16 protein-coding genes are annotated in these 15,739 nt (G+C 67.7%); 4 read left to right on the top strand and 12 right to left on the bottom strand.

Going from position 1 to position 15,739, the window contains the following annotated elements; genetic code table 11:
* The first annotated feature begins 83 nt into the window (after positions 1–83).
* Entirely contained in the window at positions 84–2,849 is a 2,766-nt protein-coding gene (locus tag G7043_RS11045; RefSeq protein WP_166045466.1) for an AfsR/SARP family transcriptional regulator, read from the top strand.
* Between the two features lie 141 nt (positions 2,850–2,990).
* Here the strand turns inward: G7043_RS11045 and G7043_RS11040 are convergent, their stop codons facing one another.
* Positions 2,991–3,779, bottom strand: a complete 789-nt coding sequence (locus tag G7043_RS11040; RefSeq protein WP_242642097.1) for an SGNH/GDSL hydrolase family protein — start codon at positions 3,777–3,779, stop codon at positions 2,991–2,993.
* Positions 3,780–4,075: 296 nt separating this feature from the next.
* On the opposite strand from G7043_RS11040, the gene G7043_RS11035 reads away from it, so the two are divergent.
* On the top strand, positions 4,076–4,417 hold the full coding sequence (locus G7043_RS11035) for a hypothetical protein (protein ID WP_166045464.1): 342 nt from the start codon (positions 4,076–4,078) through the stop codon (positions 4,415–4,417).
* 180 nt (positions 4,418–4,597) lie between these two features.
* Here the strand turns inward: G7043_RS11035 and G7043_RS11030 are convergent, their stop codons facing one another.
* Genes G7043_RS11030 through G7043_RS11005 form a run of 6 tightly spaced genes read right to left on the bottom strand, consistent with a single transcriptional unit; the run spans position 4,598 to position 11,319 of the window.
* Positions 4,598–5,617, bottom strand: a complete 1,020-nt coding sequence (locus tag G7043_RS11030; RefSeq protein ID WP_166045463.1) for an N-acetylglucosamine kinase — start codon at positions 5,615–5,617, stop codon at positions 4,598–4,600.
* A 5-nt stretch (positions 5,618–5,622) separates the two neighbouring features.
* Positions 5,623–6,891 carry a 6-phospho-beta-glucosidase gene (locus G7043_RS11025; protein WP_166045462.1) on the bottom strand — a complete coding sequence of 423 codons (1,269 nt, stop codon included), beginning with the start codon at positions 6,889–6,891 and terminating at the stop codon, positions 5,623–5,625.
* Positions 6,888–7,781 (bottom strand): carbohydrate ABC transporter permease, encoded by an 894-nt coding sequence (locus G7043_RS11020; protein ID WP_166045461.1) that lies wholly within the window; start codon positions 7,779–7,781, stop codon positions 6,888–6,890. The genes G7043_RS11025 and G7043_RS11020 overlap by 4 nt, the downstream gene beginning before the upstream one ends.
* Positions 7,778–8,752, bottom strand: a complete 975-nt coding sequence (locus G7043_RS11015; RefSeq protein ID WP_166045460.1) for a carbohydrate ABC transporter permease — start codon at positions 8,750–8,752, stop codon at positions 7,778–7,780. The genes G7043_RS11020 and G7043_RS11015 overlap by 4 nt, the downstream gene beginning before the upstream one ends.
* A gap of 13 nt (positions 8,753–8,765) precedes the next feature.
* On the bottom strand, positions 8,766–10,091 hold the full coding sequence (locus tag G7043_RS11010) for an ABC transporter substrate-binding protein (RefSeq protein WP_166045459.1): 1,326 nt from the start codon (positions 10,089–10,091) through the stop codon (positions 8,766–8,768).
* Between the two features lie 16 nt (positions 10,092–10,107).
* A complete protein-coding gene (locus tag G7043_RS11005) occupies positions 10,108–11,319 on the bottom strand; it encodes an ROK family transcriptional regulator (RefSeq protein ID WP_166045458.1) in 1,212 nt (403 codons plus the stop codon).
* Positions 11,320–11,445: 126 nt separating this feature from the next.
* Here G7043_RS11005 and G7043_RS11000 point away from each other — a divergent pair, with 126 nt between their 5' ends.
* Positions 11,446–12,090, top strand: a complete 645-nt coding sequence (locus tag G7043_RS11000; protein WP_166045457.1) for a DUF3159 domain-containing protein — start codon at positions 11,446–11,448, stop codon at positions 12,088–12,090.
* On the opposite strand, the gene G7043_RS10995 is transcribed toward G7043_RS11000, so the two are convergent.
* The 5 genes from G7043_RS10995 to G7043_RS10975 form a co-directional block, all read right to left on the bottom strand.
* Positions 12,087–12,623: a DUF3558 domain-containing protein gene (locus G7043_RS10995; protein WP_207310929.1), complete on the bottom strand. Its 537-nt coding sequence runs from the start codon at positions 12,621–12,623 to the stop codon at positions 12,087–12,089. The two genes, G7043_RS11000 and G7043_RS10995, sit on opposite strands and share 4 nt — an antisense overlap.
* A 125-nt stretch (positions 12,624–12,748) precedes the next feature.
* The gene (locus tag G7043_RS10990) at positions 12,749–13,006 is read right to left on the bottom strand and encodes a hypothetical protein (protein ID WP_166045455.1); all 258 of its coding nucleotides are present in this window, start codon (positions 13,004–13,006) and stop codon (positions 12,749–12,751) included.
* Between the two features lie 44 nt (positions 13,007–13,050).
* Entirely contained in the window at positions 13,051–13,224 is a 174-nt protein-coding gene (locus G7043_RS10985) for a DUF397 domain-containing protein (protein WP_166045454.1), read from the bottom strand.
* Positions 13,221–14,060 (bottom strand): helix-turn-helix domain-containing protein, encoded by an 840-nt coding sequence (locus G7043_RS10980; protein ID WP_166045453.1) that lies wholly within the window; start codon positions 14,058–14,060, stop codon positions 13,221–13,223. The genes G7043_RS10985 and G7043_RS10980 overlap by 4 nt, the downstream gene beginning before the upstream one ends.
* Positions 14,061–14,149: 89 nt before the next feature.
* Positions 14,150–15,367, bottom strand: a complete 1,218-nt coding sequence (locus G7043_RS10975; protein ID WP_166045452.1) for a hypothetical protein — start codon at positions 15,365–15,367, stop codon at positions 14,150–14,152.
* Between the two features lie 163 nt (positions 15,368–15,530).
* Between G7043_RS10975 and G7043_RS10970 the strand changes: the two genes are divergently transcribed.
* Positions 15,531–15,731, top strand: coding sequence for a prevent-host-death family protein (locus G7043_RS10970; RefSeq protein WP_166045451.1), 201 nt, complete (start codon positions 15,531–15,533; stop codon positions 15,729–15,731).
* Positions 15,732–15,739: the final 8 nt, after the last annotated feature.

Genomic DNA, 15,739 nt, shown 5'->3' with positions numbered 1-15,739 from the left:
GCGAACTTGAACCGTACTTGTATCTGCGACCGCTCCGGTCGCACCTGTTGAAGTGACGAGGTCAGCGCATCTGAAGGAGGGGCATGCGGAGCAAAACCGGACTCGAGTTCGGCGTGCTCGGTCCACTCCAGGTGCTCGCGGACGGACGGTTGATCCAGCTGGGCCGTCGTGGCATGCGCGGGTTGCTGGCCATGCTGGTCGTCGAGGCGAACCGACCCGTCTCGATCGACCAGATCGTCGACGCGTTGTGGACGGAATCGCCGCCGGCCACGGCGCGGACGATCGTGCACGGTTACGTGTCCCGGTTGCGCAAGGTGCTGGAGGAGGCCGACCCGTCGGGCTCCGCGACAATCCGCACCACGCCGACCGGGTACCAGCTGACCGTCGATCCGTGGCGTCTCGACCTGCACCGCGCCCGGCAGCTCGTGGCGTCTTCCCGTGGCAAGCCCGCCGCCATCAGGGCGGGCTTGTTGCGCGAGGCGTTGGGTCTGTGGCGCGGGCCGGTGCTCGCTGACGTACCGGGTGACCCGATGACCTCTGATCTCGAAGAGCTTCGGCTGTCGGCGTTGGAGGAACGCATCGACGCCGAACTGGAGCTGGGCCGCCATCTGGAGCTCGTGGGCGAGCTTCGCGGTCTGTGCACCGAGTACCCGTTCCGGGAACGGCTGGTCGCGCACAGCATGCGCGCCCTGTACCGGTCCGGGCAGCGCGCGGACGCTCTTGAGGCCTACCAACGGTTCCAGCGCCGCGCGGTGGACGAGCTCGGCATCGATCCCGGCCCGCAGCTGCGGCTGCTGCAGGAGCAGGTGCTGCGCGACGACCCGGCGCTCAGCCTGATCGGCCCGGTCGAGTCGCGTCCCGTCGCACCGCGGGCGGGGATCGTGTCCCCGGCGCTGCTGCCCGCCTCGGCCTCGCGGTTGTTCGGCCGCGACGACGACAAGGCGTGGCTGGACAACGTGTGCGCGACGCGGAACCTGCTCGGCACGGCCGTGGCGGTGCTGACCGGTGCGCCCGGAGTCGGCAAGAGCGCGCTCGCGATCACGTGGGGCCACGAGAACTCCGAGATGTTCCCGCACGGCGTGCTGTTCGCGTCGCTCGGCGACACCGAACCGGGCGAGGTCCTGACCAGGTTCCTGGTGGCGCTGGGCGTGCCGGCGGACGGTGTGCCGGTCGCGGTGGAGGACCGCGTCGGGCTGTACCGGTCGCTGCTGAACCGCCGCCGGGTGCTGGTGGTGCTGGACGACGCGACGGGCTTCGACCAGGTGCAGCCGCTGTTGCCGCCGGGGTCGGGCTCGGTGGTGCTGGTGACCTCGCGCTCGCACATGGAACGGCTCGTCGTCACCAACAGCGCCCGCGTGCGCAAGCTCGGGCCGTTGGACGACGAGGCCGCGCGGTCGCTGGTGGACGACGTGCTCGGCAGACCGCTGTCGCAGGAAGACCCGACGGCCGCCCGCAAGCTGGCCGAGCTGTGCGGCGGGTTGCCGCTCGCGCTGCGGGTGGCCGCGGCGAAGCTGGTGATCAGTCCGGAGTGGACGGTCGAGGAACTGGTCGGGGAACTGGCCGACGACGGGCAGCGGATGCGTGGGTTGGACCTACCTGAGGCAGGCGTGGGGGTGTCGCGGGCGCTCGACCTGTCGACCCGCGACCTGCCGTCCGAGCTCGGTGAGGTCTTCCAGTCCGTCGGCATGGCGCCCGGCCGGTGGATGTCGTCGCACGCCGTCGCCGCGTTGACCCGCACGCAGGTCGACTCCGCTCGTTCCAGGCTGGCGCAGCTGGTCGAGGTGAACCTGCTGGTCGAGCCGTGGCCGGACGGGTTCACGATGCACGAGCTGGTGCGGCTGTACGTGCGCGGAGCGGGTCGCCCGGACCGGGACTCGTTGCGGCGCTTGGTGAACTACTACCTCGTGGCGTGCGACCACGTCCGCCGTGCCATCCGACCGGCGCGGGACGGGCTGGACTTCGCCTTGAGGGACAACGGTTCCACGTCGCTGCCGGAGTTCGGCGACCCGGTCGACTGGTTCGACCAGGAGTGGCCCAACATCGTCGCGGTCGTGCACGCGGCCGCCGAATCGGGGCTGCACGACCAGGTGTGGCAGCTCGTACGGCTGTTGCACCCGTACGCGACCGTGCGCGCGCTCACCGGGGAGTGGGTCGCGCTGGTCGGGTTCGGCCTGGCCGCGGCCGAGGTGACGGGGAGCCGCCTCGGCCAGGTCCTGATGCTGGACACGACCTACACGACGAACGCCCGGCTGGGACGGCCCGTCCTGCTGCCGGACGCTCGCCGCGCGCACCGGCTCGCGACCGAGCTGGGGGAGCGCCAGTACCTCGTGCTGACGCTCGCCCAACTCGCCGACGTCCTGTTCCGGCTCGAACACCACGACGAGGCGTTGCTGCACTTCTGGGAGTCGGTGCAACTCGCGCAGCAGTCCGGTGACGTCGTCGGCGAGGCGCACGGACTGAACAACGTGGCACAGGTGGAACAGGCCCGTGGACACGTGGAGGTGGCTCTGCAGCACCAAGCTCACGCCGTCGAGGTGTATCGACGCTCCGGTGACCAGGTCGCGTTGATCCGCGGTCTGGCCAACCTGGCCGAGCTGTCCCTGGAGGCCGGAGCGCTGGACCAGGCGGAGGCGCTGGCACGTCAGGTCGTCGACCAGGCCGCCGTCGCCGAGGTGACCCACCTGGAGGGTTTTGGTCGCCAGGTGCTCGGCGGGGTGTTGCTCCGGCGGGCGGAATGGGTTGCTGCGACAGCGGAATTGACGGAGGCGCTGCGGCTGTACGCGCAGGTCAACTCGGCCCGCGCGGTCGAGGTGCGGGCCGCGCTGGACTCGTTGTCGTCAGAGGTTTAGCGGACGTTTAGTCGTCTGGTCCCAAAACATGGGATGTTGGATGTGCAGGCCGCCGAGTGGGGGATTACCGAGGGGGTAAGGCGCCTGCGTTTGGAGGGCCCGACCGGCATTCGGGGGAGAGTGCCGGTCGGGCCCTCGCCTTCACTGGTAGTTCTCCTCCGTACAGCGCGCCAACGGCAGCAGCTCCGGCCGCTTCGGCGCCATGCCGTCGCCCATCGACTCACCCCTGAGCGTGCGGCCGATCCACGGCACCACGTGCTCGCGCGCCCACTTGAGGTCGGCCTTGCGCTGGGTCACCCAGTCCGCCTGCTCCAACGCCGGCCACGGCTCGTTCCACGAGCGGTCGTCGCTGAGCCCGAGCACCTCGTAGACCTTGAGCGCGACCCGCTGGTGCCCCTCCGGCGACAGGTGCAGCCGGTCCTCGCTCCACGCGCGCTTGTCGTGCAGCACGTGCATGGACCACAGGTCGACCATCCGGCAGTGGTAGCGCTCGGCGATCGACCACAGGTGGCTGTTGTAGATGGCGATCTTGCCGCGCAGGCTTCGCAGCAACGGCGTGGACCGCGTGTCGAAGCCGGTGAAGATGACGACGTCGGATCCGGCGGCCCGGAGGTCCGCGACCGCGACCTCGTAGACCTCGGCCAGCGCGTCCGGGTCGCTGTTCGGCAGCATGATGTCGTTCCCGCCCCCGCAGAACGTCACCAGGTCCGGTTTGAGCGAGATCGCGAGCGGCACCTGGTCGTCGACGATCTCCTGCAGCATCTTGCCTCTGATCGCGAAGTTGGCGTACCTGAACTCAGGTGCGTTCTGCGCGATCATCCCCGCGAGGCGGTCCGCCCACCCCACGTAGGTGTCTCCGGGGCCCGGATCGTCCATGCCCTCGGTGAAGCTGTCCCCCACCGACACCAGACTGTTCCATCGCAGCAGCATCAACATCCCCCTCGCGTTTCTGCCTGCCTGACCTGTCGCCCGCGGCTCCCGTTCGCAGGCGACTGATTAGCATGCACAACGAACCGTTGGTTACGCCACCGTCGGTTACAGCATCGTAGTTTTTGTTGCTGTGGGTGACGATTCTTTTACCACTCGATCGAGCGAAGCTTGAGGGTTGTCCGGGGGATTCGTCTCATCAGGTCGCTACCTTCTGCCGGGTGCGTTCTGGTTTGCCGCTTCCGTCCATTTCGCTTGGTGTTGCGCTCATCACAATCGGAGTTCTCGCCGGTGTGGCGATGAGCACCGGTGTGGTGCCTGTTCCAGGCCCGTCCGATGCCGCGCCCACTGAGCCTGAGGTGGCGAACATCGGGGGTGATCAGCCGCCCATGGAGTACACGCCGGTGCCATCCGCCGTGAAGGTGGCGCCGCCGCGGCCGTCGTCCGGCCGGCCCGTCGTGACCTCGCCGCCGCACTCGAACCCGGTGGTGACACCGGAGATCGCACAACCACGCGCGAGCGTCGTCGGCACCACGGTGATGCCTTCCGTGCCGTTGCCGACGCTGTCGTCCGAGCCGCTGCCGAGCGCGCCTTCGTCATCCGCCCCAACGGAAAACCCCCGCAGCGACCTCGGCGCGTGAGGTCACTGCGGGGGCCGTGGGACCTTTCCGAAGGGGAGCGCCGCCGCCGATCAGCTCCCCCTCGGAAAGGGGCAGGACCACTGCTCGGGACGCCGCCGCCGATCTGCCCCGAGCAGTGGGGCTGGGACCGTCTCAGGGGGCGCCGCCGCCGATCTACCCCCTGAGACGGGGTTCAAGGGATCACCCGCTGGCCATGACGTCCACTGTGGACTCGGTGGCCGGCAGGTGATCGTGGTAGGCCGAGCGCAGCCTCAGCTCCGCGCCCGGTGAAGCTCCGATGGTGTCCAGCCCCGCCAGCGCGGCCCCCACGACCGGGGGCACGTCGACGACGCGGACCTGGGCCAGTGGCGCCGCTTCCAGCACTCGTTCGCGGACCGGACCGACCACCACGTCGCCCGTGTTCGTGATGACGCCGCCGCCGAGCACGATGTCCACCGGCTCGTCCATCAGGTCGAGCTTGCGCAACGAGACGGTGGACAGCAGGACGATCTCCTCCACGAGGCGCTCGACCTGGGCCAGGGCCACGGCGTCACCTCGGGCGGCCACCTCGAAGACGAGGGGGCACAGGGCGTGCGGGTCCAGTGCGATCTCCTCGAAGTGGATCTTTTCGACCACCTTGAGGATCGAGCTCTCGTCGTAGTGGGCGAGCAGGGCCGGCAGGAGCTCGGTGGGCTCGCCCCGGCCGTCCTCCGCGCGGACCGCGTGCCACAGGGCGTCGTTGCCGAGCTGGCCGCCGCCACCCCAGTCGCCGGAGATGGCGCCCAGGGCGGGGAAGCGGTGGGTCCGGCCGTCGTGGGCCACGCCCACCGCGTTGATGCCCGCACCGCAGACCACGGCCACGCCCACACCGGAGTTGGTGCCGGCGCGGAGCAGGGCGAAGGTGTCGTTGCCCACGAAGGTGGTGGTGGACCAGCCCCGTTTGGTGATCTCCCGGGTCAGGTCCTCCTCTTCGCGCGGGAGGTCGGCTCCGGCCAGGTACGCGGCTGTGTGCGAGGCGATCGGCTCGTCGGGCGACAGTCCCGCCAGCGCCGCGGCCTCGCGTGCCAGTTCCTCGAACACGTCGAGTCCGCGCTTCATGCCCACGGTCTGCGGGGGTGCGCCGGGCCCGCGCACCTGCGCGAGCACCTTGCCGTCCGCGTCGACCAGCAGCACAGCGGTCTTGCTGTTGCCGCCGTCGATCGCGAGCACACGGTCGGTCATCTTCGTCAGTTTCCCTTCACCCACGGCAGCAGATCGCGGTTCTGCGCGATCAGCTCGTCGGCCAGCTGGTCCGCGATGGCGTGCTGGCCGATCAGCGGGTGTGCGAGCAGTGCGTTCGCCACTCGGTCGCGGCCGCCGTGCACGGCCGCTTCCAGCGCCAGGTACTCGTACGCGGTGACGTGCGAGATCAGGCCTGAGATGGACGGTTCCACCGGGCGGACCGGGAGTGGCACGCCTCCAGAGGAGTCCACAGTGGACGAGACTTCGACCACGGCGTCGTCGGGCAGGAACGGGAGCGTGCCGTTGTTCCGCACGTTCACCACGTGCTTCTCGGCGCCCGCACCACCCGTCAGCGCGTGCACCAGCTGCACCGCCGCCTCGGAGTAGTACGCGCCGCCGCGCTGCCCCAGCTGTTCCGGCTTCGTCACGACCGACGGGTCGCCGTAGATGTCGAGCAGCTCCTTCTCCACCGCGGCCACGACCTCGGCGCGCGGCGGTTCGGTCTGCTGCTTCTTCACGACGGCGTCGTGGTTGTAGAAGTAGTTCAGGTAGTACGACGGCACCATGTTCAGGCGCCGCATCAGTGCACCGTCGATGCCGATGTGCTCGGCGAGTCCCTCGACGTGGTCGGACAGCAGTTCCGGCAGGCGGTCCACGCCGTCGACGTAGACGCCGCGCTCCCACGTGAGGTGGTTCAGGCCGACGTGGTCCAACTCCACTGTGGACGGATCCACGCCCAGCAGGCCGGAGGTCCAGCGCTGGAACGTGATCGCCACGTTGCACAGGCCGATCGCCTTGTGGCCGTGCTGCAGCAGAGCACGCGTCACGATGCCGACCGGGTTCGTGAAGTTCACGATCCAGGTGTCCGGACCGGCCAGCTCGCGCACCTTCTCGGCGATGTCCAGGACCACCGGCACGGTCCGCAGGGCCTTGGCGAGGCCTCCCGCGCCGGTGGTCTCCTGGCCGACGCACCCGCACGTGAGCGGGAACGTCTCGTCTGACGCACGCGCCTTCTGGCCGCCGACGCGCAGCTGCAACAGCACAGCGGACGCGCCTTCGACACCTTCTTCGAGCGACGTGGTGGTGCGCACCTTCGCCGGGTGGCCCGCGTGCTCCAGCAGACGCTGGCTGAACGGACCGACGAGAGAGAGGCGGTGCTCGTCCGGGTCGACCAGGACGATCTCGTCCACCGCCAGGCTGGTGCGACGGCCGGCGATGCCGTCGATCAGCTCTGGTGTGTAGGTGGACCCGCCACCGACGACGGTGAGTTTCATCCCTTGACCCCCGTGAACGTGATTCCCTTGACGAACGACTTCTGGGCGAAGACGAAGAGGACGACGGCCGGGATCATCGTCAGGAACGTCACCGCCATCGACGAGTTCCACTGGACGATGTGCATCCCCTTGAACGTCGCCAGCGCCAGCGACAACGTCCACTGGTCCTTCACTTCACCGGTGTAGAGCAACGGGCCGAAGTAGTCGTTCCAGGTGAAGAGGAAGCAGAACAGCGCGGTCGCCGCGATGCCCGGCTTGGCCATCGGCACGATGATCCGGACCAGTGCCTGGAACTCCGAGCAGCCGTCCACCCGTGCCGCGTCCACATAGGACTGCGGGATGGTGAGCATGAACTGGCGCAGCAGGAAGATGCTGAACGCGTCGAACAGGAAGTACGGCGCGATCAACGGGATCAGCGTGCCCGTCAGGCCCAGCGACGACCACGTGTCGTACAGCGGCACCGCCACGACCTGCGGCGGCAGCATCATCGCGCCGATGACGAGGATGAACGCCACGTTCCGGCCGCGCCACTTGAGCTTCGCGAGCGCGTAGGCCGCCGGGATCGACGAGAGCAGCATGCCCAGCGTCGCGAGCAGCGAGTACGTGAGGCTGTTGACCAGGTACTGGAACAGCGGCGCCTTGTCGAAGACCTCGACGAAGTTCTCCCAGTGCCACTCGGTCGGCCACAGGTTCGAGGTGAACGCCTGGTCGTCCGACATCACCGCGGTGAGGAAGACGAACACGACCGGGGTGGCGAACATCAGGCCGAGGGCGAGCCCGAGCGCGTGGGTGGCGACCCAGTTCAGGAAGCCGCCGACATCGCGCTTGCGGCGCGGCTGCTCCGGTTCCGCGGAGACGTCGACCGGTGGTTTGGCCAGCGTGGCGGTCATGCTCCCGGACCCCCTTCCTCAGCCGTGGAGTTCTTGCGCATCCGCTGGACCAGCACGATGGTCACGGCGAACGAGATGATGAACAGGACCGTGGCCATGGCGGCCGCGTAGCCCATGTCGAAGTAGCGGAAGCCTTGCGTGTACAGGTAAACCGGGAACGTCAGCGTGGAGTTGTCCGGGAAACCGAGATATTTGGTCGATCCCGTCGCGTCCGCAGCTCCCGAGCCGGCCGACCCCGCGACGACCGCCTGCGTGAAGAGCTGCAACGCGAGGATCACCGAGTTCACGATGCCGAAGAGCAGCACCGGTGAGATCGTCGGCAGCGTGACGTGCCACCACCGCCGGATCGGGCCGGCGCCGTCGAGTTCGGCGGCTTCGTACTGCTCCTGCGGCACGTCGAGGATCGCGGCCAGGATGATGATCATCAGGTCGCCGGAGATCCACAGCATGATCGCGGTGATGCCGGGCTTGGCCCACGCCGGGTCGGAGAACCACAGCGGTGAGTCGACGCCGAACCAGCCGAGGATGCTGTCCACCGGGCCGCCGTTGGGGCGCAACACCATGAAGAACACGAGGGTCGCGGCCACCGGCGGAGCCAGCGACGGCAGGTAGCAGAGCGTGCGGATCAACCCGACGCCCGACTTCAGACGAGCGATGACCGACGCCACGCCCAGCGCGAACACCGTCCGCGCGATCGTGAGCACCACGACGAACCACAGCGTGTTCGTGATCGCCTTGATCAGCAAGGGATCCTTGAACATGAACGTGTAGTTGTCGAGGCCGTTGAACTCCGGCGCGTTGATCAGGTCGTACTTCGTGAAGCTGAAGATGACCGTGGCGACCAGCGGATAGCCGAAGAACAGGACGAAGCCGATGATGGCCGGGGCCATGAACCCGAGCACGGCGAGACGGTGGCGGGCGCGTGCCCGCCCCCTGCCGGGGGCGGGCCGAGCCTCGAGCGTGGCGGTCATCTATCCGATTCCCTTACTTGCCGCTCTTGGCGATCTGGTCGTCGATGTTCTTGTCGACTTCCTTCAGACCGGCGGCCAGGTCCGGGACCTTGCCGGAGGTGTAGGACACCGCGAAGTCCGTGACCGCCTTGATGTGCGCGTCACCGATCGGGGTGACCGGGTTGCCCTTGAGCTTGTCGCTCTTGGCCAGGTCGATGAACGTCTTGAACTGCTCGTCGACCTCCAGCTTCGGGCTCTCCATCGCGGCCTTGGTGCTCGGCACGTTCTTGATGGCGTTGGAGAGGTCGACGATCGTGTCGGTGTCGAACGACAGGTGCTTGATCAGCTCCCACGCGGCGCCGGGGTTCTTGGCGCCCTTGGGAATGCCCATGATCGTGCCGGTGGTGAAGGCGGTGCCGTAGTCGGCGGGCTTCCAGGTCGGGAACGGAGCCGTGCCGAACTTGATCTGCGGTGCCTGGGCCTTGAGGAAGGCGGTGCGGTACTCGCCGTCCATCATGATCGCGATCTTGCCCTGGTGGAACGCGTGGTCAGCGGAGTACTCCTGACCCAGGCCGGCGCGGAAGCGCTCGAGCGCGTCGTAGCCGTAGAAGTCCACGAGCTTCTTCTGGAACGTCATCATCTCGCTGAAGCCCGGTGAGCTCGCGAGCGACGACTTGCCGTCCTTCTCCCACTCGGCACCGAACGACGGCGCCAGGATGGTCGGGCGGTTGGCGTAGAAACCCATGGTGGGCAGGTAACCCGCGACCAGGATGTCGCCGTTCGGCGCCTTCTTGGTCAGCTTCTTCGCGGCCTCGAACAGCTCGTCCAGCGTCTTCGGCGGGGCCGCGACACCGGCCTCCGCCATCATGCCGGTGTTGTAGTACATGGCGTAGACGTCGGTGAGCATGGGCATGGCGCAGCGGTTGCCCTTGTACTCGGTGTACTCGCGGACCGCGGGTGAGATCTGGTTCAGGTCGACCTTGTCGCGGTCGATGTAGGGCTGCAGCTTCTGGAACGCCCCGGAGGAGCAGAACTGGCCGATGTTGTCGGTGGTGAACGACAGCGCGACGTCCGGCGTGTTGCCGGAACGGATACCCGCGGTGATCTTGTCGTCGTCCTGCGAGCCCTCGTGCTTGATCTCGATGTTCGGGAACTTCTTGTTGAACGTCTTGAGGGCCTTGGTGACCTCTTCGAGCTCGCGGTCGGAGTAGTTGCTCCAGACCGTGAGGGTGAGCTTGTCGTCCTTGCCAGGAGCAGCTGCGACGTCGGAATTCGCGCCGCCACCCTTGCCCGCCGCACATGCGGTGAGGGTCAGCGCTGCGGCGACACAGAGCAAGGCAGCACGGGTGTGCTTGCGCATGTGCACTCCTTCTCGATCAACGTGGGGACCCGGCGACCACAGGGCCGCGGAATGGAGCCGTGGTGGCGGCCGGCAGGCCGAACACCGTCTCGCGTGCCACCGCCAGTGCCGAGTGCAGTGCGCCGCTGCGCACCGGCTTCCCGGTCACCAGAGCGAGTTGGAGAGGTGTCCTCGGAACCACCAGTTGCCGCAGTTCCGCGGCAACGAGATCGTTCAGCGTGGTTCCCCCTGCCTGGGCGATGTCGCCGGACAGGAGGATGAGCTCCGGGTCGAGCACCGCGACGACGCTGGCCACGCCCGTGGCGATGCGCTTGGCGAGATCGACCATGAACTCACCGCCCGCCGGCCCCGCGGCCAACGCCTTGCGCACGGCACCGTGACCGTTGCGCGCGGCGAGCCCGTGAGCCCTGGCGAGCTTGCAGATCGATGCGTTGCTGAGCAGCTCACCGTACGTACCACCGGAGCGGTCCGTGTCGGTGTCGGCGGCTGCGCGGTCGGGGATCATGAGCCCGTCGATCTCGCCGGCGCCACCGGAAGCGCCGCGCAGCAGCACTCCGTTGATCACGACGGCGGCACCGACGAGGTCAGCGGGCCAGATGACGACGAAGTCGCTCACCTCGGTGGCCCGTCCGGCGACCATCTCCTCCAGTGCGACCAGGTTGACGTCGTTCTCGACGCTCACCGAGGTCGCGAGCTGCTCCCGCAACCGGCCGGGCATGTCGAAACCGCTCCAGCCGGGCAGATGTGGTGCGTAGGCGAGCTCGCCGTTCGCGGGGTTCACCGCTCCCGGACAGCCCACCACGACGTGCAGCAGCTGGTCGGAATGCAGGCCTGCCTGCCCGCACGCCTTGCCGACCGCGCTCACGAACGCCTCCAGCACGCCGTGCTTGGCGGGCATCGGTGCCTTGTGCTCGGTGAGCACGGCACCGGAGATGTCCGCGATCGCGATGTCGACCGTCTCGGGGGTGAGATCGACAGCGGCGATGTGCGCAAGCGCCCCGTTGACCGACCACAGCTGGGCGCGAGGCCCGCGTCCACCACCGCGCAGTCCGTTGCGGACCACGGTGTCGGCGGTTTCCAGCCGCGTGAGCAGCTGTGCGGTCGCCGGCTTGGAGAGACCGATCAGGCCCTCCAACTCCGACCTGGTCAGCGGCCCGTTGCGCAGCAAAGCCTCGATGGCTGCGCGGTCGTTGATCTCCCGCAGCAGTCGTGGGCTTCCGGCACGCATTAGGTCCGCTCCTGTCTGTTAACTTTCCAGACGATTTCCGCAGACGGTAGTGACCTGGTTCACCGCGGTCAATCCCCGATATGGGTCCGTTACCTGACTTAGGTTCACCTAAGGCAGTCTGGAAGCATGACCGACGTGCGCCAGGAGTCGCTCGCATCACTGCTCGGAGGCCGAGGCGGCGCCCTCGACGCCTCCCTGCCGCCGCTGGCGTTCGTCGCGGGCTGGCTGATCTGGGAGCACTCGATCGGTGCGGGCGCCGTCGTGGCCGTCCTGTGCGGCGTGGTGATCGGCGTCTTCCGCTTCGTGCGCGGCGAGAAGCCCCGCGCGGTCGTGCTCTCGGTGCTGCTCGTGGTGGCGGCTGCTCTGGTGGCGCTCTACACCGGGCGCGTCGAGGACTTCTTCCTCATCCAGCTGCTGTCCAACGTGGCCTCGGCCCTGGCGTGGGCGGGCTCGATCGCGGTGCGCTGGCCGTTGCTCGGCGTGGTGGTGGGGACGATTCTGGGTCAGAAGACGCGGTGGCGTCGCGATCCTGCCCTTTTGCGCGCTTACTCAGTCGCGTCGTGGGCCTGGGTCGGGCAGTACGTGCTGCGGGTCGCGGTCTTCACACCGTTGTGGCTCGACGCCCAGGTGTTCTGGCTCGCGACTTTGCGGGCGGCCTTGTCGTGGCCGTTGCAGATCGTCTGCATCCTGGTGTCGGGGTGGTTGCTGCGGCGGGCACTGCCGGCCACGCACCCCGGGTTCCGGCACCCGCAGGTGCCGGAGCAGGCTTAGGCCTTCAGCTTCTCGACGACCCGTCCGGCGAGCTTCTCGCTGAGGTCGCAGGCGATCGGGTATTCGGGTTCTGCCCGGAAGTTGGTGGTGATGCGCACTTCCACGGCATCCCCGCCCGACGCGCTGATGGTGGTGTCGCAGGTTCCCTGGCCATCGCCGATGTTGCTGACGAAAGCCGGGTGTCCGGCGACCATCGTCTCCCGGAACGTCTCGCCCTTCCTGGCCTTCTTCTTCAGTTCCTCGAACGTCTCCTTCGTTGAGAAGGTGATGAGGTAAGCCGGCCGCGTCATGGCTTTCGGATCCCAGAAGCAGGCCGGCCCCTGCGATGTGTCCTTCAGCTTGGGGGTGTTGAACTCGTCCTGGGAGTTGAGTTCTTCGCCGGTGAACAGCCGGCACGGATCGTCCGCGAACTTGCTCAGGTCGAGGCCGGACTCCGCGGGCGCGTTCGCCTGACCCGCAACTTCGGCGGAGCAGCCGGAAACGACTGTCGCGAAAGCCACGGCCGTCAGCAGGCTCAGAGCTTTGTGGTTCACAGAACCCGTAGACGATGACGGCGGGGAGCCGGTTCCACGGTCAGGCCAAGTGGATCAGCGGCTGGCCGCGAGCCGCAGGAACGCAGACCACGCGTCCACGGACACGGGGAGGTGGGTGGCACCGCCTAGGACTGCGGCGGGATCTGCTCTTGTTGTTGCTGCGGCGGCTGCGGGTAGGGCTGCTGCGGCTGCCCGTACCGCTGTTGCTCTCGTTGCTTGGCCCAGTACTGCTCTTGCTGCCGTGCGCGGCCGCGGCTCCTGCTGGTGCTGACCGCGATGATCGCGACGATCACCCCGCCGATGATCGCCAGGACGAAGAGAGTGCCCAACACCCGGCCGATGAGGTAGCCGGCGCTCGGTTCTTGTGCGAGTACGTGGATCACTACAGGCCCCCCAGGCTTGTGCGTGAGGGACACACTACCGACAGTTACCGGGCCGTGGTAGCGAAATGGTCCAGGCAACGGAGAAACGCGGACCAGGCGTTCGCGGACACGGGGAGGTGGGTGGCCGGGGCCTTGCTGTCGCGGATGCCGACGCTGCGGCCGATCTCGACGCAGTTGTTGCCACCGCCGCTGTAGCTGCTCTTGCGCCAGGTGGTCATTGGAGGTCCTCCAAGATTTTGTCGATCACCTCCCTTGAGTCTGCCTCACTCAACGCGAGGGCCGCGAGAGCCGTCAGGATGTCCTCGTGGACCTTGATGGTGTTCGGGTCGTCGAAGAACAGGCAGTAGTTGACGCTCTCGGCATAGACGACGGGCGGGTACTTCGGGAACTTCATCACGCGGAAGTCGCCTGCCGTGCCCGCGTGCATTCCCACTGAGCGAGGAACGATCCGCAGGCTGATGTACTTCCGCACGGACATCCTGAGCAGATGGGCCAGCTGCTCCCGCCACACCTCCAAGCCGCCGACTGGAAGCCACAACGCCTGCTCGTGCACGAAGAACGTGAACTTCCGGCCTGGTTCCAGGATCTTCGCTCGTGCTGCTCTCGCAGCGGCGACCTTGGGGACGTCCTCTGCCTTCACTGACGGCGCGTATTCGGTGACGACGTAGCCGTACTCGGGTGTCTGGAGCAGGCCGGGCACGACGATCATGGACCAGTCGATGATCTCGTCGGCTTCCCGTTCCTGGTCGATCAGCGTGCGCACCTGGTCTGGCAGGCCGTCCTCGGGCACCTGGAGCCAGCCGACCTCGCGTGTTTCGCGGAACAGCGCCAGCAGGTGTTCGCGTTCCTCGACCGTGGCCTGGCAGTAGGCGAGCAACAGCAGGACGTCCTGCTCAGTGACGCCGCCCTTGCCGAGCGTCAGGTCCGAGATCTTGGCTTCCTGCCATCCGAGCAGTTCGGCGAGGCGGCGGTGGGTGAAACCGGTCCGGGCGATGATGGCGCGCACGCCGTTGCCGAACTCCCGTCCGACCACACTGGACGATCTTTTGGGCATGTCGGGAAACTAGGCCTGGTAGGGCCTTCCGCTCCATCGTTTCCGGCCAAATCTGCCTGAAGGTGGGAGGCATGGAGCGGCTCCATGTTTCACGATCTTGCTTTGAAGGCCGCTTTCCGCGCCGCTTTCGCGATCTTCTTGTCGGGGTGCTCCTCGCCGATCATGGTGAGCACGTCCTGCACGTCCGGATGGGGAAGGCGCCACATCGCGTCGAAGATCTCCTGCTCGCGCCCGGCAGGCACCGCTGAGGAGAACGACTCCTCGACTTCGCCCGTCGCGGCCAGCACGTCGGTGAGGAGCCACGCCATCTCGGCGACGTCCGGTTCCTCGTCGGGCAACTCGACCTTGGCGTACGGGCGCATCTCCGGCATGTCCAGCGCCGACCGCCACAGCCGTTCGGTGCCGAGGTCGTTCGACTTGATCAGGTGGACCGCGAACATCCTCTCGACGGCATCGCCCGTCGCCGTTGCGCCGAGGAGCTCCTCGCCCGCCTGCTCCGGACTGCGCAACGCGAACCAGGCCCTGGACTCGGTGTCGAGTTCCTCTTCGGTGAGCGACGGTCCCGCGGCGAGAAGATCCTCCGCCGTCATCTGCTCGGCCGGCCGCAACACGGCGATGTCGATGCCCAGCGCTACATAGCGTTCGCGCATCGCCCACAACGCGAGTGACGTCAGCCTGACGGTGTCGTCGTCGATCTCCACCGCACCCAGGTCGCGCAGCCGATCCAGCAGCGCCGGCACGGGGTCGTGGACCGCGAGAGCATCCTCGTCCGTCAACCCGGACCGGACGAGCTCAGGCAGCTCCTTGCGCGGAATGCCGCTGCCAGCCGCGAGGAACAGGCCGAACATCATGGCGGGCCCGGCCGCGCTGAGATCGGGATCAACTCCGGCTTCGAGTTCGCCGTCCCACCAGACCGACTCGACCAGGACGAACTCGAGCGCGCGATCCCATGTCTCGACCGCCTCCTCCTCGGGCTCGTCGGCGACAACTTCGACCGGCTTCAGATCGGTCTCCGTCGTCTCGACGAACCCGAGTTCCTCCGCGAGTTCGACCAGGAACAGGAACTCGCGGCCGGCCCAACCCAGTTCGGTGCTCGCGGCAGCGACGTCGGCGTCGCTGAGCTGGTACTCGTCGACCTGCACTTCGCGACCGTCGAACCACGCCGCTGCCTGCTGCGCCTTGGCGACCAACGCGCTGGCGCGCGCGTGCTGTGCCAGCGTGGCGAGGTCGGGGATCCGGATCGGCGGCAGTTCGTCCGGCAGGCCGAGTTCTGCCGGATCCGGTACGAGGAGGAGCTCATCGTCCATCCGGCGAACCTACTCCGCCGCGCGGACAGGACTGTCGGTCCCCGTTGGTACGTTCGCCCGCATGGCGCTCAAGGTGCGCAAGACAGAGCTGTTCACCTGATCGAGCGGGTGGTCCACGCGAAGTGTCGAGCTGTTGTAGTACGAAATGCAGGACGATGGTGTTGTGGAGCAGATCACCAATCGGGGTAAGCCGATCGCGCGCATCGTGCCGGTGATCGAAAGTGAACTCGACGACCTGATCGCTACGGGTGTGGTCACGTCGCCGACGATCGCGGGTCCGACCCCGATGCCGTGTGCCGAGGCGGAGCCGGGAGCGGATGCGGGTGAGCTGGTCTCGGGCATGCGCGACGACGAACGCTGGTGATCTACCTC

It is taken from the genome of Lentzea alba, assembly GCF_011067745.1.
In the GTDB taxonomy this organism is placed as follows: Bacteria; Actinomycetota; Actinomycetes; order Mycobacteriales; family Pseudonocardiaceae; genus Lentzea; species Lentzea alba.
The sequence above is the reverse complement of the archived record's forward strand: the minus strand, read 5'-3'. Positions and strand labels throughout refer to the sequence as shown.

Coding starts and splice junctions, on each gene's coding strand:
- G7043_RS11045 (WP_166045466.1), top strand. CDS start 84: ATGCGGAGCAAAACCGGACTCGAGTTCGGCGTGCTCGGTCCACTCCAG.
- G7043_RS11040 (WP_242642097.1), bottom strand. CDS start 3,779: ATGCTGCTGCGATGGAACAGTCTGGTGTCGGTGGGGGACAGCTTCACC.
- G7043_RS11035 (WP_166045464.1), top strand. CDS start 4,076: ATGAGCACCGGTGTGGTGCCTGTTCCAGGCCCGTCCGATGCCGCGCCC.
- G7043_RS11030 (WP_166045463.1), bottom strand. CDS start 5,617: ATGACCGACCGTGTGCTCGCGATCGACGGCGGCAACAGCAAGACCGCT.
- G7043_RS11025 (WP_166045462.1), bottom strand. CDS start 6,891: ATGAAACTCACCGTCGTCGGTGGCGGGTCCACCTACACACCAGAGCTG.
- G7043_RS11020 (WP_166045461.1), bottom strand. CDS start 7,781: ATGACCGCCACGCTGGCCAAACCACCGGTCGACGTCTCCGCGGAACCG.
- G7043_RS11015 (WP_166045460.1), bottom strand. CDS start 8,752: ATGACCGCCACGCTCGAGGCTCGGCCCGCCCCCGGCAGGGGGCGGGCA.
- G7043_RS11010 (WP_166045459.1), bottom strand. CDS start 10,091: ATGCGCAAGCACACCCGTGCTGCCTTGCTCTGTGTCGCCGCAGCGCTG.
- G7043_RS11005 (WP_166045458.1), bottom strand. CDS start 11,319: ATGCGTGCCGGAAGCCCACGACTGCTGCGGGAGATCAACGACCGCGCA.
- G7043_RS11000 (WP_166045457.1), top strand. CDS start 11,446: ATGACCGACGTGCGCCAGGAGTCGCTCGCATCACTGCTCGGAGGCCGA.
- G7043_RS10985 (WP_166045454.1), bottom strand. CDS start 13,224: ATGACCACCTGGCGCAAGAGCAGCTACAGCGGCGGTGGCAACAACTGC.
- G7043_RS10980 (WP_166045453.1), bottom strand. CDS start 14,060: ATGCCCAAAAGATCGTCCAGTGTGGTCGGACGGGAGTTCGGCAACGGC.
- G7043_RS10975 (WP_166045452.1), bottom strand. CDS start 15,367: ATGGACGATGAGCTCCTCCTCGTACCGGATCCGGCAGAACTCGGCCTG.